The organism is Mycolicibacterium austroafricanum, assembly GCF_000612725.1.
Taxonomy (GTDB): Bacteria; Actinomycetota; Actinomycetes; order Mycobacteriales; family Mycobacteriaceae; genus Mycobacterium; species Mycobacterium austroafricanum.
The window spans coordinates 1,138,570-1,152,863 of sequence record NZ_HG964450.1 but is presented as its reverse complement, the minus strand read 5'-3'; the positions used below and the strand labels follow the sequence as shown (position 1 = coordinate 1,152,863).

Below are 14,294 nucleotides of genomic sequence, written 5' to 3'. Positions count from 1 at the left end.
TGACGTGTCATATATTCCGCGGTTAGGGTGGTCTCTATGGAGTGGCTCAGTGACGAGCAGCAGGTGATCTGGCGAAACTACCTCGCCATGGTCAGCGGGCTGCACACGGCGATGCATCGCCAGTTGCAGCAGGACTGCGAGCTCTCACTGTCCGACTACGACGTCCTGGTTGCGCTTTCGGAGCATGGGCCGATGCGGATCAAGGAGCTGGGCGACCTGATCGGCTGGGAGCAGAGCAGGCTTTCACATCAGCTGCGCCGTATGCGGGGCCGCGGCCTGGTGGACCGCGAAGGCGACGGCGACGACCGCCGGGGAGCGACGGTCGCGCTGACCGAGGCCGGGCTGGCGGCCCTGGACATCGCCGCGCCGGGGCATGTGGATCTGGTGCGCACCATGGTGTTCGACGGGCTCACCGCCGCTGCGCAACGTGAGTTCGGTGCCGCCGTCGAAGTCGTGCTGTCCCGGCTCCGGGCCGCCAGGTCCACGGACTAGAGCGTGGGGGGCAGCCCGAACTTCGCGAACAGGTCGTTCTCCTTGAACGCCACCACGTGCGCGATGCCGGTTCGGCCTGCGTCGATCACGTGCAGCTGAAACGCCTCGTACACACCGGTTTCCGGGTTGCGCATGTAGAGCGCGGCCACGGGTTGCCCGTTGGCGGTCGTCCTGACGAACCGCATGTCGCCGGCCTGCTGCGCCGGGCAGTGCACCTTCGACAGCATGACGATGTCGGCGGGACCCTGATACCAGCCGTCGAACGGCGGCATCTCCCACACCGCGTCGTCGGTGAACAGCTCGACGAGCCGGTCGATGTCGTAGTCCTCGAACGCGGCGATGTACTTGTCCAGCAGTTCCGCGGCTTCGGGGGACTCCGGCGCCACCGGCTCGTCGTCGCGGGTCGGTGAGATCTCGTCGAGTTGGGCGCGGGCCCGCTGCAGCAGGCTGTTGACCGCGGCGGTCGAGGCGCCGACCGCCTCACCGACCTCGGAGGCCTTCCACTGCAGCACTTCGCGCAGCACCAGCACCGCGCGCTGCCGCGGCGGGAGATGCTGCAGGGCGGCGACGAATGCCAGCCGCACCGACTCGCGCGATTCGGCGATCACCGACGGATCCGACGGGTCCTCGCGGGGCGCGTCGGGCAGCGGCTCCAGCCACGTCACCTCCGGGCGCACGAACAGCTCCCCGGTGGGGTCGGACGCCGGCTGGCCCAGCCCGCTCGGCAGCGCCCTGCGTTTGTTGCCGTCCAGCGCCGTCAGACAGGTGTTGGTGGCGATGCGGTACAGCCAGGTCCGCACCGAGGATTTGCCCTGAAACCCTTTGAACGACTTCCAGGCACGTAGGTAGGTTTCCTGGACCAGGTCCTCGGCATCGTGAAGCGAACCGGTCATCCGGTAACAGTGCGCCAGCAGCTCCCGCCGATACCTCTGCGCATCCGCGAGAAAGGCGTCCTCGGCGCTGCTGCCGTCAAGAGCTGTGACGGTCACGAAATGCAGCTTACGCACCGGCTGTGACATGTCCAGGCACTCGCGCGACGGGCCGGGACGGCCGGGGACAGCCAGGGAAAGCCGATGCCGAGCCGGCCCGATAGTCTCGCTGCCATGGCCGTCACCCGCACCGAACGCAGTTTCGACGGCATCGGCGGTGTCCGGATCGTGTACGACGTGTGGACCCCGGAGACGCCGCCGCGTGGCATCGTCGTCCTCGCACACGGCTACGCCGAGCACGCCCGCCGCTACGACCACGTCGCCGCACGCTTCGCCGAGGCCGGTCTCGGCACCTACGCGTTGGACCATCGCGGGCACGGCCGCTCCGGCGGCAAGCGGGTCTACCTGCGTGACATCTCCGAATACACCGGGGACTTCCACAGCCTGGTCCGGATCGCCGCAGGCGAGCACCCCGGACGCAAACTGGTGGTGCTCGGCCACAGCATGGGCGGCGGCGTCGTGTTCACCTACGGCGTCGAGCATCCCGACGACTACGACGCCATGGTGCTCTCCGGGCCGGCCGTCGATGCCCACTCCTCGGTGTCGCCGGTGATGGTGTTGCTGGCCAAGGTGCTGGGCCGCCTCTCGCCCGGCCTTCCCGTCGAGAACCTGCCCGCCGACGCGGTGTCGCGCGACCCGCAGGTGGTCGCCGCCTACGAGAACGATCCGCTGGTCCACCACGGCAAGTTGCCCGCAGGAGTCGGGCGGGCGCTGATCGGCGTCGGGGAGACCATGCCGGCGCGGGCCGCGGCCATCACCGCGCCGCTGCTGGTCGTGCACGGCGATCAGGACAAGCTGATCCCGGTGGAAGGAAGCCGTAAACTCGTCGACCGCGTCGGTTCGGCCGATGTGCACCTCAAGGAGTACCCCGGGCTCTACCACGAGGTGTTCAACGAACCCGAGAAGGCCCTGGTGCTCGACGACGTCACCTCCTGGATCGAGTCGCAACTGTGAAAGCCCTTGTAGCCCTTCTCCTCTCGGCCCTCCTATGGGTGGCGGGATGCTCGTCGGACGCGGCCGAGGACCAGTCGAAGTGGACCGACGAGGAGGTGACGTTCGATGCGGGCGGCCTCACCCTGCACGGCACCTACCGGTATCGCGCCGAGGGGCAACCGGCGCCCGCGGCCCTGCTGATCTCCGAGAGCGGCAACACCGATCGCAACGGCGACAACCAGGTTGCGGGGCCGATCGGCAACATGCGCCAACTCGCCGAGCTGCTGTCCGATCGCGGTGTGGCCAGCCTGCGCTACGACAAGGTCGGGACGGGCCGGACGGGCCTCGGCCCGTTCAAGAACCGGCCCGCCGATGTGGTCAGCGGGGTGTACACCGATGGCGCCGCGGCGGCACTGGGCTTCCTCGCCGGGCGGCCCGCCACCGATCCCGCTCGGGTATCGGTCTATGCGTTGGGGGAGGGCACGATCCACGCGCTGAAGCTGGCAGGCGACACCACCCCCGGGGCGCCGAAGGTGCACTCTCTGGGCCTGTTGCAGCCGCTGCCCGGGCGCTATCTGGACATCATCACCAAGCGGGTCGAGGCTGACGGATCCCCGGAGACCGTGGCGACGTGGCAGGCCGCGGTCGAGGAGATCCGGACCAAGGGCACCGTGCCCGCCAAACTGCCCGACGGTCTGAACGCGATCGTGAACCCGGGCAACGTCGCGGCCGTGGTCGAAGCGGACAAGATCGATCCGCTCGCGCTGGCCGCCGCGGTGCCCGCGGGCACGCCGGTGCTTCTCACCTGTTCGGACTCCGACAACCAGGCCCGCTGCGACGCCGTGGCCCCGCTGATCGCTGCGCTGCAGCACACCGACCTGACCGTCGTCGAGCTCAAGGGCGTCAGCCACGTGTTGCGCGACGACCCGACCGACAACATCGCCAACTACGCCAAGCAGGATCCGTTGTCCGGGCAGCTGGTCTCCGCACTGGACGGGTTCGCCGACAAGTGAGCCGTCCTGTGGATGAAAACCGGTGTGGGGATGAGGGATACTCGAACCCGGTGAAACGTCGTACCGGATCCCTAACCTCGCCGGCATGAGCACAGACGAGAAAATGCTGGCCCGCATCGCGGCACTGCTGCGCCAGGCCGAGGGCACCGACAACCCACACGAAGCCGACGCGTTCATGGCTGCCGCCCAGCGGCTGGCCACCGCGACGTCGATCGACCTGGCGGTCGCGCGCAGCCACACCGACCGGCGCACCAGGGCGCAGACCCCGGTGCAGCGCACCATCACCATCGGTGAGACCGGAGCACGGGGACTGCGCACCTATGTGCAGCTGTTCGTCGTCATCGCCGCCGCCAACGACGTCAAATGTGACGTCGCGTCGAACTCCACCTTCGTGTACGCCTACGGGTTCGCCGAGGACATCGACACCACCCACGCGCTCTACACCAGCCTCGTCATGCAGATGGTGCGGGCGTCCAAGGACTACATCGGCTCCGGCGCCCACAAGCCGACGCCGACGATCACCGCGCGGCTGAACTTCCAGCTCGCGTTCGGCGCCAGGGTGGGCCAGCGGCTCGCCGAAGCCCGCGAAGAGGCGCAGCGCGAGGCCACGAGTGGTCCCGGGAGCAATCCGGGCACCGCGATCGCCTTGCGTAACAAGGACATCGAGCTCAAGGACTACTACCGCGAGACGTCGCGGGCGCGCGGCACGTGGCGTGCCACGAGCGCCACCGCGGGCTATTCGTCGGCCGCGCGCCGCGCGGGCGACCGTGCCGGCCGACGGGCCAGACTGGGTGGCGAGACGGAGCTGGCGGGGGCGCGGTCAGCGTTGGAGAGATGACCCGCGACGGGCAGCGCGCAAAGGTGTACGCCGCAGAAGGGTTCGTGCGCACCATGTTCGACCGCGCCGCCGAGCGCGGGAATCCGGTGGTGGACTTCTTCGGCACGCAGCTGACGCTGCCCCCGGAGGGGCGGTTCGGTTCCGCCGGGGCGGTGCAGACCTACGTCGACACGGTGCTGTCTCATCCCGCGGTCCGGGATCGCTGGCCGGCGGCGGCACCGCTGCGGGTGCGGCCGCGCCGGGGCGCCGCGGCCGCCCACTACGAGCGGGTGGACGGTGCGGCGACAATCGCGGTGCCGCAGGGCCGCGCGGTGTGGGCGCTGCGGGAACTGGTGGTACTGCATGAGATCGCCCACCACCTCTGCGACGTGGACCCGCCGCACGGCCCCGCGTTCGTCGCGACGTTCTGTGAGCTGGCCGCGACGGTGATGGGACCGGAGGTCGCCCACGTGCTGCGGGTCGTGTACGCGCGGGAAGGTGTGAAGTAGCGTCGACTGCGTGACTGCGCCCGACTGGGTTTCGCTCGACGAACTGTTCACGTCCGTGCTGCACAGTGAGGACGATGCGCTGCGCGAAGCCAGAGCGGCCGGGCAGGCCGCCGGAATGCCCGCGATCGAGGTTTCGGCGCAGCACGCGAAACTGTTGTCGCTTCTGGTGAAGATCTCCGGCGCGCGCCGGGTACTGGAGATCGGCACCCTCGCCGGCTACAGCACCATCGCACTGGCCCGGGCCGTCGGACCCGACGGCACCGTCGTCACGCTCGAATACGAGCCGGCGCACGCCGAGGTGGCCCGGCGCAACCTCGAGCGCGCCGGAGTCAGCGACCGGGTGGAGATCCTCGTCGGGGCCGCGCTGGAGTCGCTGCCGACCCTGCAACACCGCGGCGAGTCGTACGACCTGGTGTTCATCGACGCCGACAAGGAGAACAACGTCTCCTATGTCGAGTGGGCCGTCACGCTGGGCCGGCCGGGCACCGTCATCGTGGTCGACAACATCGCCCGCAACGGCCGCGTCCTCGACCCGGCGCCCGACGACGAGCAGGCCAGTGCGGTGCGCGCCATGTTCGACATGATGGGCGCCAATCCCCGGCTCGACACGGCCGCGATACAGACGGTGGGCGCCAAGGGCTGGGACGGTTTCGCCGTGGCGGTGGTCAGCTAGCACCGCCGGTCCACACCGGGTCGGCTGCGGCGGCGCGCAGTGCGTCGACGATCGTGGCCTCGTGGGCCAGGAACCGCTCGGTCGGTGCGGGCACCGAGATCGCGACGACGTGCCCGCCGGGCAGCCTAACGGCGATGCCGGCCGCCGAGATCCCCGCGGTGTGTTCGTCGCGGTCGTAGGCGATTCCGGTCCGACGGATTTCGGCGATCTCGCCGAGTAACCCGTCAGGGATTGCGTCGTCCTCCATCAGGGCCAGCGCCGCCTTGCCGTTGGCGGTGTCGTGCAGCGGGAACCGCCCGCCGACGGCGGAGACGGCGCGGAGTCGGTGGGCCGACTCGATCTGGTCGACGAACCACATCTGCCGTCCGCGCAGCACCGACAGGTCCACGGTCTCCCCGGTGGCCAGCGCGACCCGTTCGATCACCGGCCGCAGCCTGGCCGCCAGAGTCGACCCGTCCGCGCTGGTCAGCCCCAGTAGACGGTCGCCCAGGTGGTACCGGCCGCCGTCGTCCACCGCGGCGAAGCCCACGTCGACGAGGGCCACCAGCAACCTGCGCGCCGTCGACTTGGCCAACCCCAGGTTGGTGCCCAGGTCGACCAGCCGAAGCCGCCCCGGCGCGGTGGCGATCTCGTCGAGAGCCGACGCAGCCCTGCGCAGGACCTGCAGACCGTCGTCACGGCTCTCGGTTGCGTCGATTCGTCCGTTTTGATCCGCGCCAGGCATCCCGTCACTATATTGATCCGCTGAACGGACTCACAAGATCCGATATCCGAATCTCGTGGAGGATGAGATGGATCTTCCCACCAGGCACTTCTTCCGCGGCGACGACGGATACGAACAGGCACGCGCCCGGACGGTATGGAACGCGCGCACCCCCGAGCGCTACCCCGACCTCGTCGTGCAGGCGGCCGATGCCGACGATGTCGTGGCCACAGTGCGGTACGCCGCGGCCCACGATCTGCAGATCGGCATCAGGTCGGGCGGGCACAGCTGGGCGGGCAATCACATCCGCGACGGCGGCGTCCTGCTCGACGTGCACGGCCTGGACCGGTGTGACGTCGACGCCGGGGCCGGGACCGCAGTGGTGGGGCCCGGCGTGGGGGGCAGCGTGCTGGCGGGCCGGCTGTGGGAGCAGGATCTGTTCTTCCCGGCCGGGCACTGCAAGGGCGTGTGCATCGGCGGCTACCTGCTTCAGGGCGGGTACGGGTGGAACAGCCGCGTGCTCGGCCCGGCATGCGAAAGCGTGCTCGGTCTGGACGTCGTGACCGCCGACGGTGAGCAGATCTACATCGACGGCGACAACCATGCCGATCTGTATTGGGCTGCAAGGGGTTCGGGGCCGGGCTTCTTTGCGGTCGTCACGGCGTTCCATCTCAAGCTGCACCGGCGCCCGCGGGTCTGCGGCAGCAGCCTGTACGTGTATCCGATAGAGCTGGCCGAGCTGATCTATCCGTGGGCCCGGTCGATCAGCGCCGAGGTGGACCGCCGGGTGGAATTCCAGATGGTCGCCTCGCGTGCGGTCCCGGCTGCGGGTCTGGAGTCCCCGGGCATCGTGATGGCTTCGCCGGTGTTCGCCGATACCGAGCAGGAGGCCGCCGCGGCCCTGTCGCTGCTGGAGACCTGCCCGGTGCGTGACCGCGCCCTCGTCGCGGTGCCGTATGCGCCCACCGATCTGGACACCTGGTATGCGGGGGTGATGAGCAACTATCCCGACGGATATCGCTACGCCACCGACAACATCTGGACCTCGGCGTCCGCGGACGAGCTGATGCCGGGCATCGCCCGCATCCTCGAGACGATGCCGCCGCATCCCGCCCATTTCCTGTGGCTGAACTGGGGGCCGTCACCACAGCGGCAGGACATGGCCTACAGCATGGAGGACGAGATCTACCTCGCTCTCTACGGAGTGTGGGACGACGCCGCCGACGACGAAAAATACGGTGACTGGGCGAGATCCAACATGGCCGCGATGGAACACCTGCAGACCGGTATCCAGCTGGCCGACGAGAACCTCGGCCGCCGTCCCGCACCGTTTGCCACGCCGGAGGCGATGGCCAGGCTGGATCGCGTCCGCGCCGAGTACGACCCGCAGGGCCGCTTCCACAGCTGGATGGGGAGGGCCTGATGGCACGTGCCTACCTCGGGTACCGCGGTGACGACGGCAACACCGAGTACGGCGGGTTCTTCGACCCCCAGATGACCGCGCTGCCCGCCCACATCGTCGACGCGTTGCACCACGGCCCGCAGGCCGAACCGTTGCTCCTCCGATTGGAGAGCGCCGCAACACTTCTCGACGAGGGTTACCACGAGACGGAGAACGGGTACGGCCGGTTGGGCAACGGCGCGTTCCAGGTGTCGGTGCGCACCGACATGCCGGGTGTCACACCGCAGATGTGGGACTGGTGGTTCGGCTGGCACGGCAGCGACACCCGGCGCTACAAGCTGTGGCATCCGCGGGCGCACGCGTCGGCGCGGTGGGCCGACGGCGGCGGAGACGGACACTACGTCGGCCGGATCTCACTCATCGAGGAATACCTCGGGTCGGCGTACGCGAAGGCCGCGATCCGCTTCCTCGATCCGGCGGCGGTGGGGCTGGACGTGAACCCCGGCGACTCGGTCGCGGTGTGCGCGCGGCTGGGCTCCTCGGAGGTGCCGGTCGACATCGGCTGGTTCGTCCACCATGTGCGTGGCACGCCGGCCGGTGCCGAGATGCGGTCACGGTTCTGGATGGGGGGACCCTACGTCGGCGTCCGGCACGGAAACCTGTTGGCGAACACCGTGATTCGGCCGGTGGCCGCGCGCCAGCTGCCGAACCCCCGGGATCTGCTGGTGCACTGCGCCCAGGAGATGAACCATCTCGCGGGCTTCCTGCCCGCGCTGCACGCGAGGTTCGGCTGACGGCGCACCGGGGTATACCGCCCGCATGTGGACGGTGAGCAGGGACGTCGAAGCGTCGGCGGACGCGGTCTGGCACGTGCTGACCGACCCGGAGGCGTGGCCGCAGTGGGGTCCGAGCGTGGCCCGTGCCGAACTCGACGGGGCCGCTTTCGAGTGGGGAACGACGGGACGGATCTGGACGCCGGTCGGTGTGCCGTTGCCGTTCGTGGTCTCGGAGCTGGACCAGGGCCGGTCGTGGGGTTGGCGGGTCGCCGGCGTGCCGGCCACCCGCCACGGGGTGCAGCCACGGGACGACGGGAGCCGGGTCTGGATGAGCGCCCCGCTGTGGGCACCGGGCTATCTGCCGGTGCTGGCGATCGCGCTGCGCCGCATCGAGGCCATGTCGGCGAAGTATCAGACAGGCCACGGCCGATAGCGGAGCGCCGTCCCACGCCCTCGCCCCGGCATTGCTGACTGACCGCCGGAATCAATCCGCGCCGTCCTCTGTTCCAGCAGGTGTTGCGGGAGTTCTGCCCGCCGACGGAGCAGTACAGAGGAAAGAGGCGAGAGCCGTGAAGAGATTCGGGCTTCTCAGTGTGGTTGCGGGAGCATTGTCCGCAGCGGTGATCGGATTCGCCGGGCCGGCGCTGGCCGACGGAAACGGGCCTGCGTTCGGTGGACATGGCAGCGACAGCGGCTATGGCCACGATTTCGGCTACGGGTATGGCCGGGACAGCAACAACCCGTGGCTGAACCAGCTCTACCCGACGGTGAAGGTGCCGCACGTCGACACCAGCGTGCGCAACTGAACGACGGCTGGTGACACGAGGGCGCCCCTGTTGCGGGCGCCTTCGTCGTTTCAAGCGGACATGCATGCGCTGTCACAGCCTTTCCCGCTCTCACTTTATGGCATAGAGGGGGCCTTGCGGCAAGGCCCCCGAGGCGGGGCACAATCCTGCGGTCGACTAGGTCTACGAACGGAAGTGGTTGTGCCGCAGACACCGAAACCTTTTGAGATGCACGAGTCCGGTGCGTTCCTGCACGGCTCCAGGGCCGACCTTTCGGTCGGCGACGTGCTGCTGCCCGGACGCCGGTCGAACTATGACGAAGGGCGGGTGATGAACCACGTATACGTGACACAGACATTGGATGCTGCCGTGTGGGGGGCCGAGCTGGCCGCCGGCGACGGCCGGTGCCGGATCTTCATCGTGGAACCGCAGGGTGCACTGGAGGACGATCCCAATGTGACCGACAAGAAGCTGCCCGGAAATCCGACCCGGTCGTTCCGCACGCGCGAACCCGTGCGGATAGTTGGCGAAATCACCGACTGGACAGGCCATTCCGATGAGCAGCTGCAGGCGATGCGGGACTCTCTGGCCGAACTCCGGCGTCGCGGGCTCGACGTCATTTACGACTAGTGGTGCGGTGGCTGACCGGCCGCAGCCGGACGTGATCACGATCCGTCGCCTGCAAGAAATCGGCGACGAGATCAAGAATCGCCGTTCACATCCGCGGCATCGTGAGATAACGTCTCAATCAGTGTCCTCTATATCCGAGATTGGGTTGCTGCATGACTGTGACTGGTGAGCGTCCAGAGATCCTCCTCGAGGACGTCGATTTCAATCGACGCGAACATCCCGATCGCCCGTTGCGACCCATCCCGCCGGGGCGTGACCATTTCGCCGCCCAGTGGCGTCGCATGCGCGAGTTCATGTTCGGTGAGTGGATCGACATCGACAAAGAGGTCGACACCAGCGACCTCACGCGCCTGCGCGACGACTATTTCTGGCAGCGCGACGAGCACATGATCGGCGTGGTCGACGCGTTCGAGCGCCTTGGTCATGCGCAGGGCCGCGCGCTGTTCGAGCAGGCTCTCACGCAGGGTATCGAGACGCTGGACGATCCCCCCCAAGAGTTCGTCGACCTCTTCGAGCATCTGGATCAGCTGCCAGGTCGGTTCGATCTCGTCGCCGCTGAGCGGGGCCGGATGCTGGCGATGTCGAGCACGATGGCCGCCACCACGATCATCCGCGGGTGGGCGGTGTACGAGACCGCGATGACCGGCGACATCTCTGCGGCCACCGGGGCCACAGGTCGGTTCGCGGACGACGGCCCGCGCCGTTTCATCGAAACCGCCCGGGTGTTCGCGCAGTTCACGCTGCCGGAGATCTTCGACCGGCAGTCGGAGGCTTTCCAGGATGTGGTGCGGGTGCGGTTGATGCACGCGCTGGCCAGTCGTGGGTTGCGGCGGAAATGGGGAGACGACGTCTATCTGAAGTTCGGAGAACCCATTCCGGTGACGTCGCTGCTGGGCTTCGGGAGCGGCATGTTGCTCGGACGTCTCGTCGATCACGCGTTCGGGCGCAAGCTGACGCATGGGCAGCTCGAGGACCTCGCCGAATACTCGTCGTTCTCAGGGCGGTTGTGGGGTGCCCCCGAACTCCTTCCGTCCTCCAACGGTCTTGAGTTGATCAAGTCGCTGAACTACGTCCTTGCCAGGGGCGGCAGCCCGTCCCCGTGGCGTGCCGAGCTTGTCGATGCGATTGCCGGACCCGAGCACCTGCGAACGCTGACGGAGACGTTGCCCGGCTGGCTCAGAAAAGTGGTCTCCCGGTACAGCAACCAGATCACGGCCACCATTGCCTTTGCGCCGGCAGGCGTCGTGTTCGGGTACGAGCAGATCGAAGCCATGCTGGTCGGCACGCTCTTCGAGCCGCTCGGCTACAACATCGAACGCCGCGTGCAGACCTTTGAGCAGCTGACCAGACTCAACGTCCGCATCGCCGTGGTGGCCGACAAACTGCCGTGGTCCAATCCGATCCGTGAGCACAGGAAGCAGACCGGCGCGGCCGCGCGTGAGCGGATCGCGATGCTGGACAAGATCGCCGGCGGACGGAAGATCCCGCTGACCTACACCCATCACGACCGGTCGACATCGGGCGAGGGATTCACCGGTTAAAGCCGGCGCCTAATCAAGGTCGAACGTGGTCGTCTCCGCGACGGGCCGACGGTCCACGGGCGGCAGCGGGTCACCGGCTGCCGGCCGCCCGAGCCGGATCAACGCCTGCGGGTAGGCCTCCCCGTCGAAGACCTCGCACGCCAGGGCCAGCCGGTCTCGGGCGTCTTTCAGCGGGTCCGTCAACGGGCACGAGGCGAGCCCGAGGGCGGTCGCCGCCAGCGTCAGGTCGCTGAGCGCCTCGCCGGCTCGTAGCCGCATCACTTCGGTGTCGGTGTCGGTCGCCAGCACGAGCATGGCGGCGTCGTCACCCGGATGCCCCGGTGAGCCGTCGCCGTAGCGTAGTGCGAAATCGGCTTCACCGATCCGGGCCCACCGAATGGTGGGCACCACGGCCAGCCGGACGCCGAAGCGTTCCGCGCGAAGCATGAGCAGTTCGATCATCCCCGCGGGCAGCGATCCGGTGTAGGGCCGCCGGTCCGCGCGGCGGTGCGCAATGGCGCCGGCCAGCTCGTGGCTGCCCGCCCTGGGTGGCCGCTGCGCGAGCTCGATGGCCGCCAGCACACCGTCGTCGGGGAAGCGACGGATCCGGCTCGACCATCCGGCGTCGGCGAGCGCGACCGCGCAGTGGTGCAGCACCGCGCCGCAGCTCAGGACCACATCGCGTCGGTCGGAGTCGGCGTCGCCGAGGCGGCGGGTCCAGTCGGCGAACAGCTGCACGCCGCGCTGGTCGACGTGCCAGCGCCAGGGCTGAGCGTTGCGCACCGACGGGGCATGCGCAGCGCGGTCAAGCACGCTCTCCAGCACCTCGGTATCGGGGAACGCCGTCGTCATAACCTCACCTCCGCCCGATGCCGATGACCGCCGATCTGGCGCCATTCTAGGAGCAGCGGCGACGGCGCCCGGCGAAGCGGAGCACTGGTCATCCGGGACCCAGGTCCGTCGCCGAGGGGCCGATGTCGCCGGCTAACCTCACTGAGCGGCGGTTACCAAGTCGCGCAGCGGATTTCGCGGATTGCCCGCCGTCATCCCGCCGTCGACCGGGAGTACCACCCCGGTGACATAGCGCGCGTCGTCGCTGCCGAGATACGCGGCGGCCGCGGCGATGTCGTCGACGGACGCGGTCATCCTCAGTGGGCGCTCGGCCGCGATCTCCTTGCGGATCGCCGCGGTGGTGCCCAGCTCGTCGGACTCGTCCACCCCGGTGGCGGCGGACAGGATCGCCGTCGGGATGCCGCCGGGTGCAATGGTGTTGACGCGAATGGCGTGCTGCGCGAGGTCGATCGCCGCGGACTTGGTGAAGTGGATGACGCCTGCCTTGGCGGCGCGGTAGGTCATCACGGTGCAGCCGGCCTGGATGCCGCCGATGGACGTGGTGTTGATGATGGATCCGCCGCCGTGGTCTTTCATGTGGCGCGCCGCGATCTGCGTCCCGAGCATGACGCCCAGCAGGTTTACCTGCATGACGCGGTCGAAGTCGGTGAAGTCGTCGTCGAGCAGCTCCGGCTGCATCCGGCCGGAGATCCCGGCGTTGTTCACCATCACGTCGAGGCCGCCGAAGCGGTCCACGGCGTATTCGACGAGCTCGGTGACGTCCTCGCGGCTGGCGACGTCGGTGTACTTGAAGACGCAGTCGGGGCCCAGTTCGGCGGCCCGTGCCTCTCCGTGCTCGCGGTCGATGTCGGCGATCACCACGCGGGCGCCTTCGGCGAGGAACCGCCGCGCGGTGCCCGCCCCGATGCCCGACGCTCCGCCGGTGATGACGGCGATCTTGTGGGGCAATGCACGGACCATGGGGGAGAACCTTTCGCAGAGCGGCGACATACCAGACGATCGTCCTGTAATCTACTGGACGATCGTCTGGCTGCCAACCGGACGCTCGACCGGATATTGTGGGGTGCGACACGTAGGGAGCCGAGGTGACGACAGCGTCGTCGGCGCAGATGCCGCCGCAGAGTGCGCGTCAGCGTGTGCTCGACGTGGCGCTGGCCTTGTTCACGCGCCACGGGTACGCGGGCACGTCACTGCAGATGATCGCCGACGAGATGGGCGTCACGAAGGGCTCGCTCTACTACCATTTCCGCGCCAGGGAGGACCTCCTGCGCGCGCTGGTCGGGCCGTTGATCGAGCAGCTGCGCGCGATCGTCGAACATGCCGAAGCCCAGCGCAGGCCCTCGGCACGGGCCGAACATGTCCTCACCGGTTATGCCCGGTTGGCCGCCGCGAACCGGGCTCTGGTGGCAGTCACCAGCGGTGACCCCAGTGTGGTCGAGGTGATCCACGCCGATCGGGATTGGGCAGACCTGATCGGCCGCCAGATCGGTCTTCTGGCGGCCGTCCAGCCAGGGCTGGCCGGCCGGGTGCGGGCCACGGTCGTGATGGCGGGCATCGCCGCGACCGCCGCACCGGGTGTCGTCGAGGCGGACGAGGCGGAGTTGTGCAGGCAGCTGATCGACGCCGGTCGACGAACCCTCGGCCTGCGTGCCCCGCGGTCCTGAGGCCCAGCCCGCGCCGGGTCACTTCCAAATAGGGGCCACTTCCACCGGATTCACCCTGATGCCGTGGCGGCCGATGTCGTAGGTGATGAGGGTGCGGAGTTCCTCGGTTTCGATCGTCCAACCGTTCGCGCGGTAGGTCTGGCCGACGCCCAACACGGCATCTCCGGTGTCGGGGCCCGGCAGGGCGCCCTTGAGGTAATACAGTTCGCCGCTTCCCTGCACCACCGCGAGGTCCATCCGTGCGGGCGCCGTGCTGAACGGAGCGCCGTCCGCCCTGGTGCAGACCGCCGCGGGACGACCGCGACCCTCGAAGTCGGCGCTGAGAAGGCACCGAACCTGCCCGTTCTGCACCCGGATGGTCTGGTCTGCGTCGGCATCGGCCAGCGGAGCGGACGGATACACGATCAGGCCGATCAGTGCTGCCGAAGCTGCAACCAACACATGAGCCATGCTGTCTCCACGGGAAGTGAGCGCATCAACAAAGTTGTGATGCTACTCACATCGTGGGCCGCGGCACTGGATATTCGCGCTCAAGT

18 protein-coding genes are annotated in these 14,294 nt (G+C 68.6%); 13 read left to right on the top strand and 5 right to left on the bottom strand.

Annotated features, from left to right (window positions below; all coding sequences use genetic code 11):
• Nucleotides 1–36 precede the first annotated feature (36 nt).
• Complete coding sequence (locus BN976_RS05505; protein WP_036368610.1) at nucleotides 37–492, top strand: MarR family winged helix-turn-helix transcriptional regulator; 456 nt, start codon at nucleotides 37–39, stop codon at nucleotides 490–492.
• Here the strand turns inward: BN976_RS05505 and BN976_RS05500 are convergent.
• Entirely contained in the window at nucleotides 489–1,511 is a 1,023-nt protein-coding gene (locus BN976_RS05500; RefSeq protein ID WP_036368608.1) for a sigma-70 family RNA polymerase sigma factor, read from the bottom strand. The two genes, BN976_RS05505 and BN976_RS05500, sit on opposite strands and share 4 nt — an antisense overlap.
• A gap of 84 nt (nucleotides 1,512–1,595) precedes the next feature.
• Here BN976_RS05500 and BN976_RS05495 point away from each other — a divergent pair, with 84 nt between their 5' ends.
• The 5 genes from BN976_RS05495 (at nucleotide 1,596) to BN976_RS05475 (ending at nucleotide 5,426) form a co-directional block, all read left to right on the top strand.
• On the top strand, nucleotides 1,596–2,435 hold the full coding sequence (locus tag BN976_RS05495) for an alpha/beta hydrolase (RefSeq protein WP_036368606.1): 840 nt from the start codon (nucleotides 1,596–1,598) through the stop codon (nucleotides 2,433–2,435).
• Nucleotides 2,432–3,427 carry an alpha/beta hydrolase family protein gene (locus BN976_RS05490; RefSeq protein ID WP_036368604.1) on the top strand — a complete coding sequence of 332 codons (996 nt, stop codon included), beginning with the start codon at nucleotides 2,432–2,434 and terminating at the stop codon, nucleotides 3,425–3,427. The genes BN976_RS05495 and BN976_RS05490 overlap by 4 nt, the downstream gene beginning before the upstream one ends.
• An 85-nt stretch (nucleotides 3,428–3,512) precedes the next feature.
• On the top strand, nucleotides 3,513–4,265 hold the full coding sequence (locus BN976_RS05485; protein WP_036368602.1) for a DUF2786 domain-containing protein: 753 nt from the start codon (nucleotides 3,513–3,515) through the stop codon (nucleotides 4,263–4,265).
• Nucleotides 4,262–4,753, top strand: a complete 492-nt coding sequence (locus BN976_RS05480) for a TIGR04338 family metallohydrolase (protein WP_036368600.1) — start codon at nucleotides 4,262–4,264, stop codon at nucleotides 4,751–4,753. Before BN976_RS05485 ends, BN976_RS05480 begins: the two co-directional genes overlap by 4 nt.
• A 10-nt stretch (nucleotides 4,754–4,763) precedes the next feature.
• Nucleotides 4,764–5,426, top strand: coding sequence for an O-methyltransferase (locus BN976_RS05475; RefSeq protein WP_036368598.1), 663 nt, complete (start codon nucleotides 4,764–4,766; stop codon nucleotides 5,424–5,426).
• On the opposite strand, the gene BN976_RS05470 is transcribed toward BN976_RS05475, so the two are convergent.
• Nucleotides 5,419–6,150, bottom strand: a complete 732-nt coding sequence (locus tag BN976_RS05470; RefSeq protein ID WP_036368596.1) for an IclR family transcriptional regulator — start codon at nucleotides 6,148–6,150, stop codon at nucleotides 5,419–5,421. The two genes, BN976_RS05475 and BN976_RS05470, sit on opposite strands and share 8 nt — an antisense overlap.
• Before the next feature lie 67 nt (nucleotides 6,151–6,217).
• Here BN976_RS05470 and BN976_RS05465 point away from each other — a divergent pair, with 67 nt between their 5' ends.
• The 6 genes from BN976_RS05465 (at nucleotide 6,218) to BN976_RS05440 (ending at nucleotide 11,263) form a co-directional block, all read left to right on the top strand.
• Complete coding sequence (locus BN976_RS05465; protein WP_036369281.1) at nucleotides 6,218–7,552, top strand: FAD-binding oxidoreductase; 1,335 nt, start codon at nucleotides 6,218–6,220, stop codon at nucleotides 7,550–7,552.
• The gene (locus tag BN976_RS05460; protein WP_036368594.1) at nucleotides 7,552–8,325 is read left to right on the top strand and encodes a DAPG hydrolase family protein; all 774 of its coding nucleotides are present in this window, start codon (nucleotides 7,552–7,554) and stop codon (nucleotides 8,323–8,325) included. Before BN976_RS05465 ends, BN976_RS05460 begins: the two co-directional genes overlap by 1 nt.
• 25 nt (nucleotides 8,326–8,350) lie before the next feature.
• On the top strand, nucleotides 8,351–8,740 hold the full coding sequence (locus BN976_RS05455) for an SRPBCC family protein (protein ID WP_036368592.1): 390 nt from the start codon (nucleotides 8,351–8,353) through the stop codon (nucleotides 8,738–8,740).
• Between the two features lie 136 nt (nucleotides 8,741–8,876).
• Complete coding sequence (locus tag BN976_RS05450; RefSeq protein ID WP_036368590.1) at nucleotides 8,877–9,113, top strand: hypothetical protein; 237 nt, start codon at nucleotides 8,877–8,879, stop codon at nucleotides 9,111–9,113.
• A 180-nt stretch (nucleotides 9,114–9,293) separates the two neighbouring features.
• Nucleotides 9,294–9,722, top strand: a complete 429-nt coding sequence (gene arr / locus BN976_RS05445; protein ID WP_036368587.1) for an NAD(+)--rifampin ADP-ribosyltransferase — start codon at nucleotides 9,294–9,296, stop codon at nucleotides 9,720–9,722.
• A gap of 152 nt (nucleotides 9,723–9,874) precedes the next feature.
• Nucleotides 9,875–11,263 carry an oxygenase MpaB family protein gene (locus tag BN976_RS05440; RefSeq protein ID WP_036368585.1) on the top strand — a complete coding sequence of 463 codons (1,389 nt, stop codon included), beginning with the start codon at nucleotides 9,875–9,877 and terminating at the stop codon, nucleotides 11,261–11,263.
• 9 nt (nucleotides 11,264–11,272) lie between these two features.
• On the opposite strand, the gene BN976_RS05435 is transcribed toward BN976_RS05440, so the two are convergent.
• Both BN976_RS05435 and BN976_RS05430 read right to left on the bottom strand, forming a co-directional pair.
• Entirely contained in the window at nucleotides 11,273–12,094 is an 822-nt protein-coding gene (locus BN976_RS05435) for a nitroreductase family protein (RefSeq protein WP_036368584.1), read from the bottom strand.
• 138 nt (nucleotides 12,095–12,232) lie between these two features.
• Nucleotides 12,233–13,054, bottom strand: a complete 822-nt coding sequence (locus tag BN976_RS05430; protein WP_036368583.1) for an SDR family NAD(P)-dependent oxidoreductase — start codon at nucleotides 13,052–13,054, stop codon at nucleotides 12,233–12,235.
• 125 nt (nucleotides 13,055–13,179) lie between these two features.
• Here BN976_RS05430 and BN976_RS05425 point away from each other — a divergent pair, with 125 nt between their 5' ends.
• Nucleotides 13,180–13,758, top strand: a complete 579-nt coding sequence (locus tag BN976_RS05425) for a TetR/AcrR family transcriptional regulator (protein ID WP_036368582.1) — start codon at nucleotides 13,180–13,182, stop codon at nucleotides 13,756–13,758.
• Between the two features lie 18 nt (nucleotides 13,759–13,776).
• Here the strand turns inward: BN976_RS05425 and BN976_RS05420 are convergent, their stop codons facing one another.
• Nucleotides 13,777–14,208, bottom strand: a complete 432-nt coding sequence (locus tag BN976_RS05420) for a hypothetical protein (RefSeq protein WP_036368581.1) — start codon at nucleotides 14,206–14,208, stop codon at nucleotides 13,777–13,779.
• Nucleotides 14,209–14,294: the final 86 nt, after the last annotated feature.

Coding starts and splice junctions, on each gene's coding strand:
- BN976_RS05500 (WP_036368608.1), bottom strand. CDS start 1,511: ATGTCACAGCCGGTGCGTAAGCTGCATTTCGTGACCGTCACAGCTCTT.
- BN976_RS05420 (WP_036368581.1), bottom strand. CDS start 14,208: ATGGCTCATGTGTTGGTTGCAGCTTCGGCAGCACTGATCGGCCTGATC.
- BN976_RS05485 (WP_036368602.1), top strand. CDS start 3,513: ATGAGCACAGACGAGAAAATGCTGGCCCGCATCGCGGCACTGCTGCGC.
- BN976_RS05505 (WP_036368610.1), top strand. CDS start 37: ATGGAGTGGCTCAGTGACGAGCAGCAGGTGATCTGGCGAAACTACCTC.
- BN976_RS05440 (WP_036368585.1), top strand. CDS start 9,875: ATGACTGTGACTGGTGAGCGTCCAGAGATCCTCCTCGAGGACGTCGAT.
- BN976_RS05480 (WP_036368600.1), top strand. CDS start 4,262: ATGACCCGCGACGGGCAGCGCGCAAAGGTGTACGCCGCAGAAGGGTTC.
- BN976_RS05470 (WP_036368596.1), bottom strand. CDS start 6,150: ATGCCTGGCGCGGATCAAAACGGACGAATCGACGCAACCGAGAGCCGT.
- BN976_RS05460 (WP_036368594.1), top strand. CDS start 7,552: ATGGCACGTGCCTACCTCGGGTACCGCGGTGACGACGGCAACACCGAG.
- BN976_RS05465 (WP_036369281.1), top strand. CDS start 6,218: ATGGATCTTCCCACCAGGCACTTCTTCCGCGGCGACGACGGATACGAA.
- BN976_RS05495 (WP_036368606.1), top strand. CDS start 1,596: ATGGCCGTCACCCGCACCGAACGCAGTTTCGACGGCATCGGCGGTGTC.
- BN976_RS05430 (WP_036368583.1), bottom strand. CDS start 13,054: ATGGTCCGTGCATTGCCCCACAAGATCGCCGTCATCACCGGCGGAGCG.
- BN976_RS05455 (WP_036368592.1), top strand. CDS start 8,351: ATGTGGACGGTGAGCAGGGACGTCGAAGCGTCGGCGGACGCGGTCTGG.
- BN976_RS05435 (WP_036368584.1), bottom strand. CDS start 12,094: ATGACGACGGCGTTCCCCGATACCGAGGTGCTGGAGAGCGTGCTTGAC.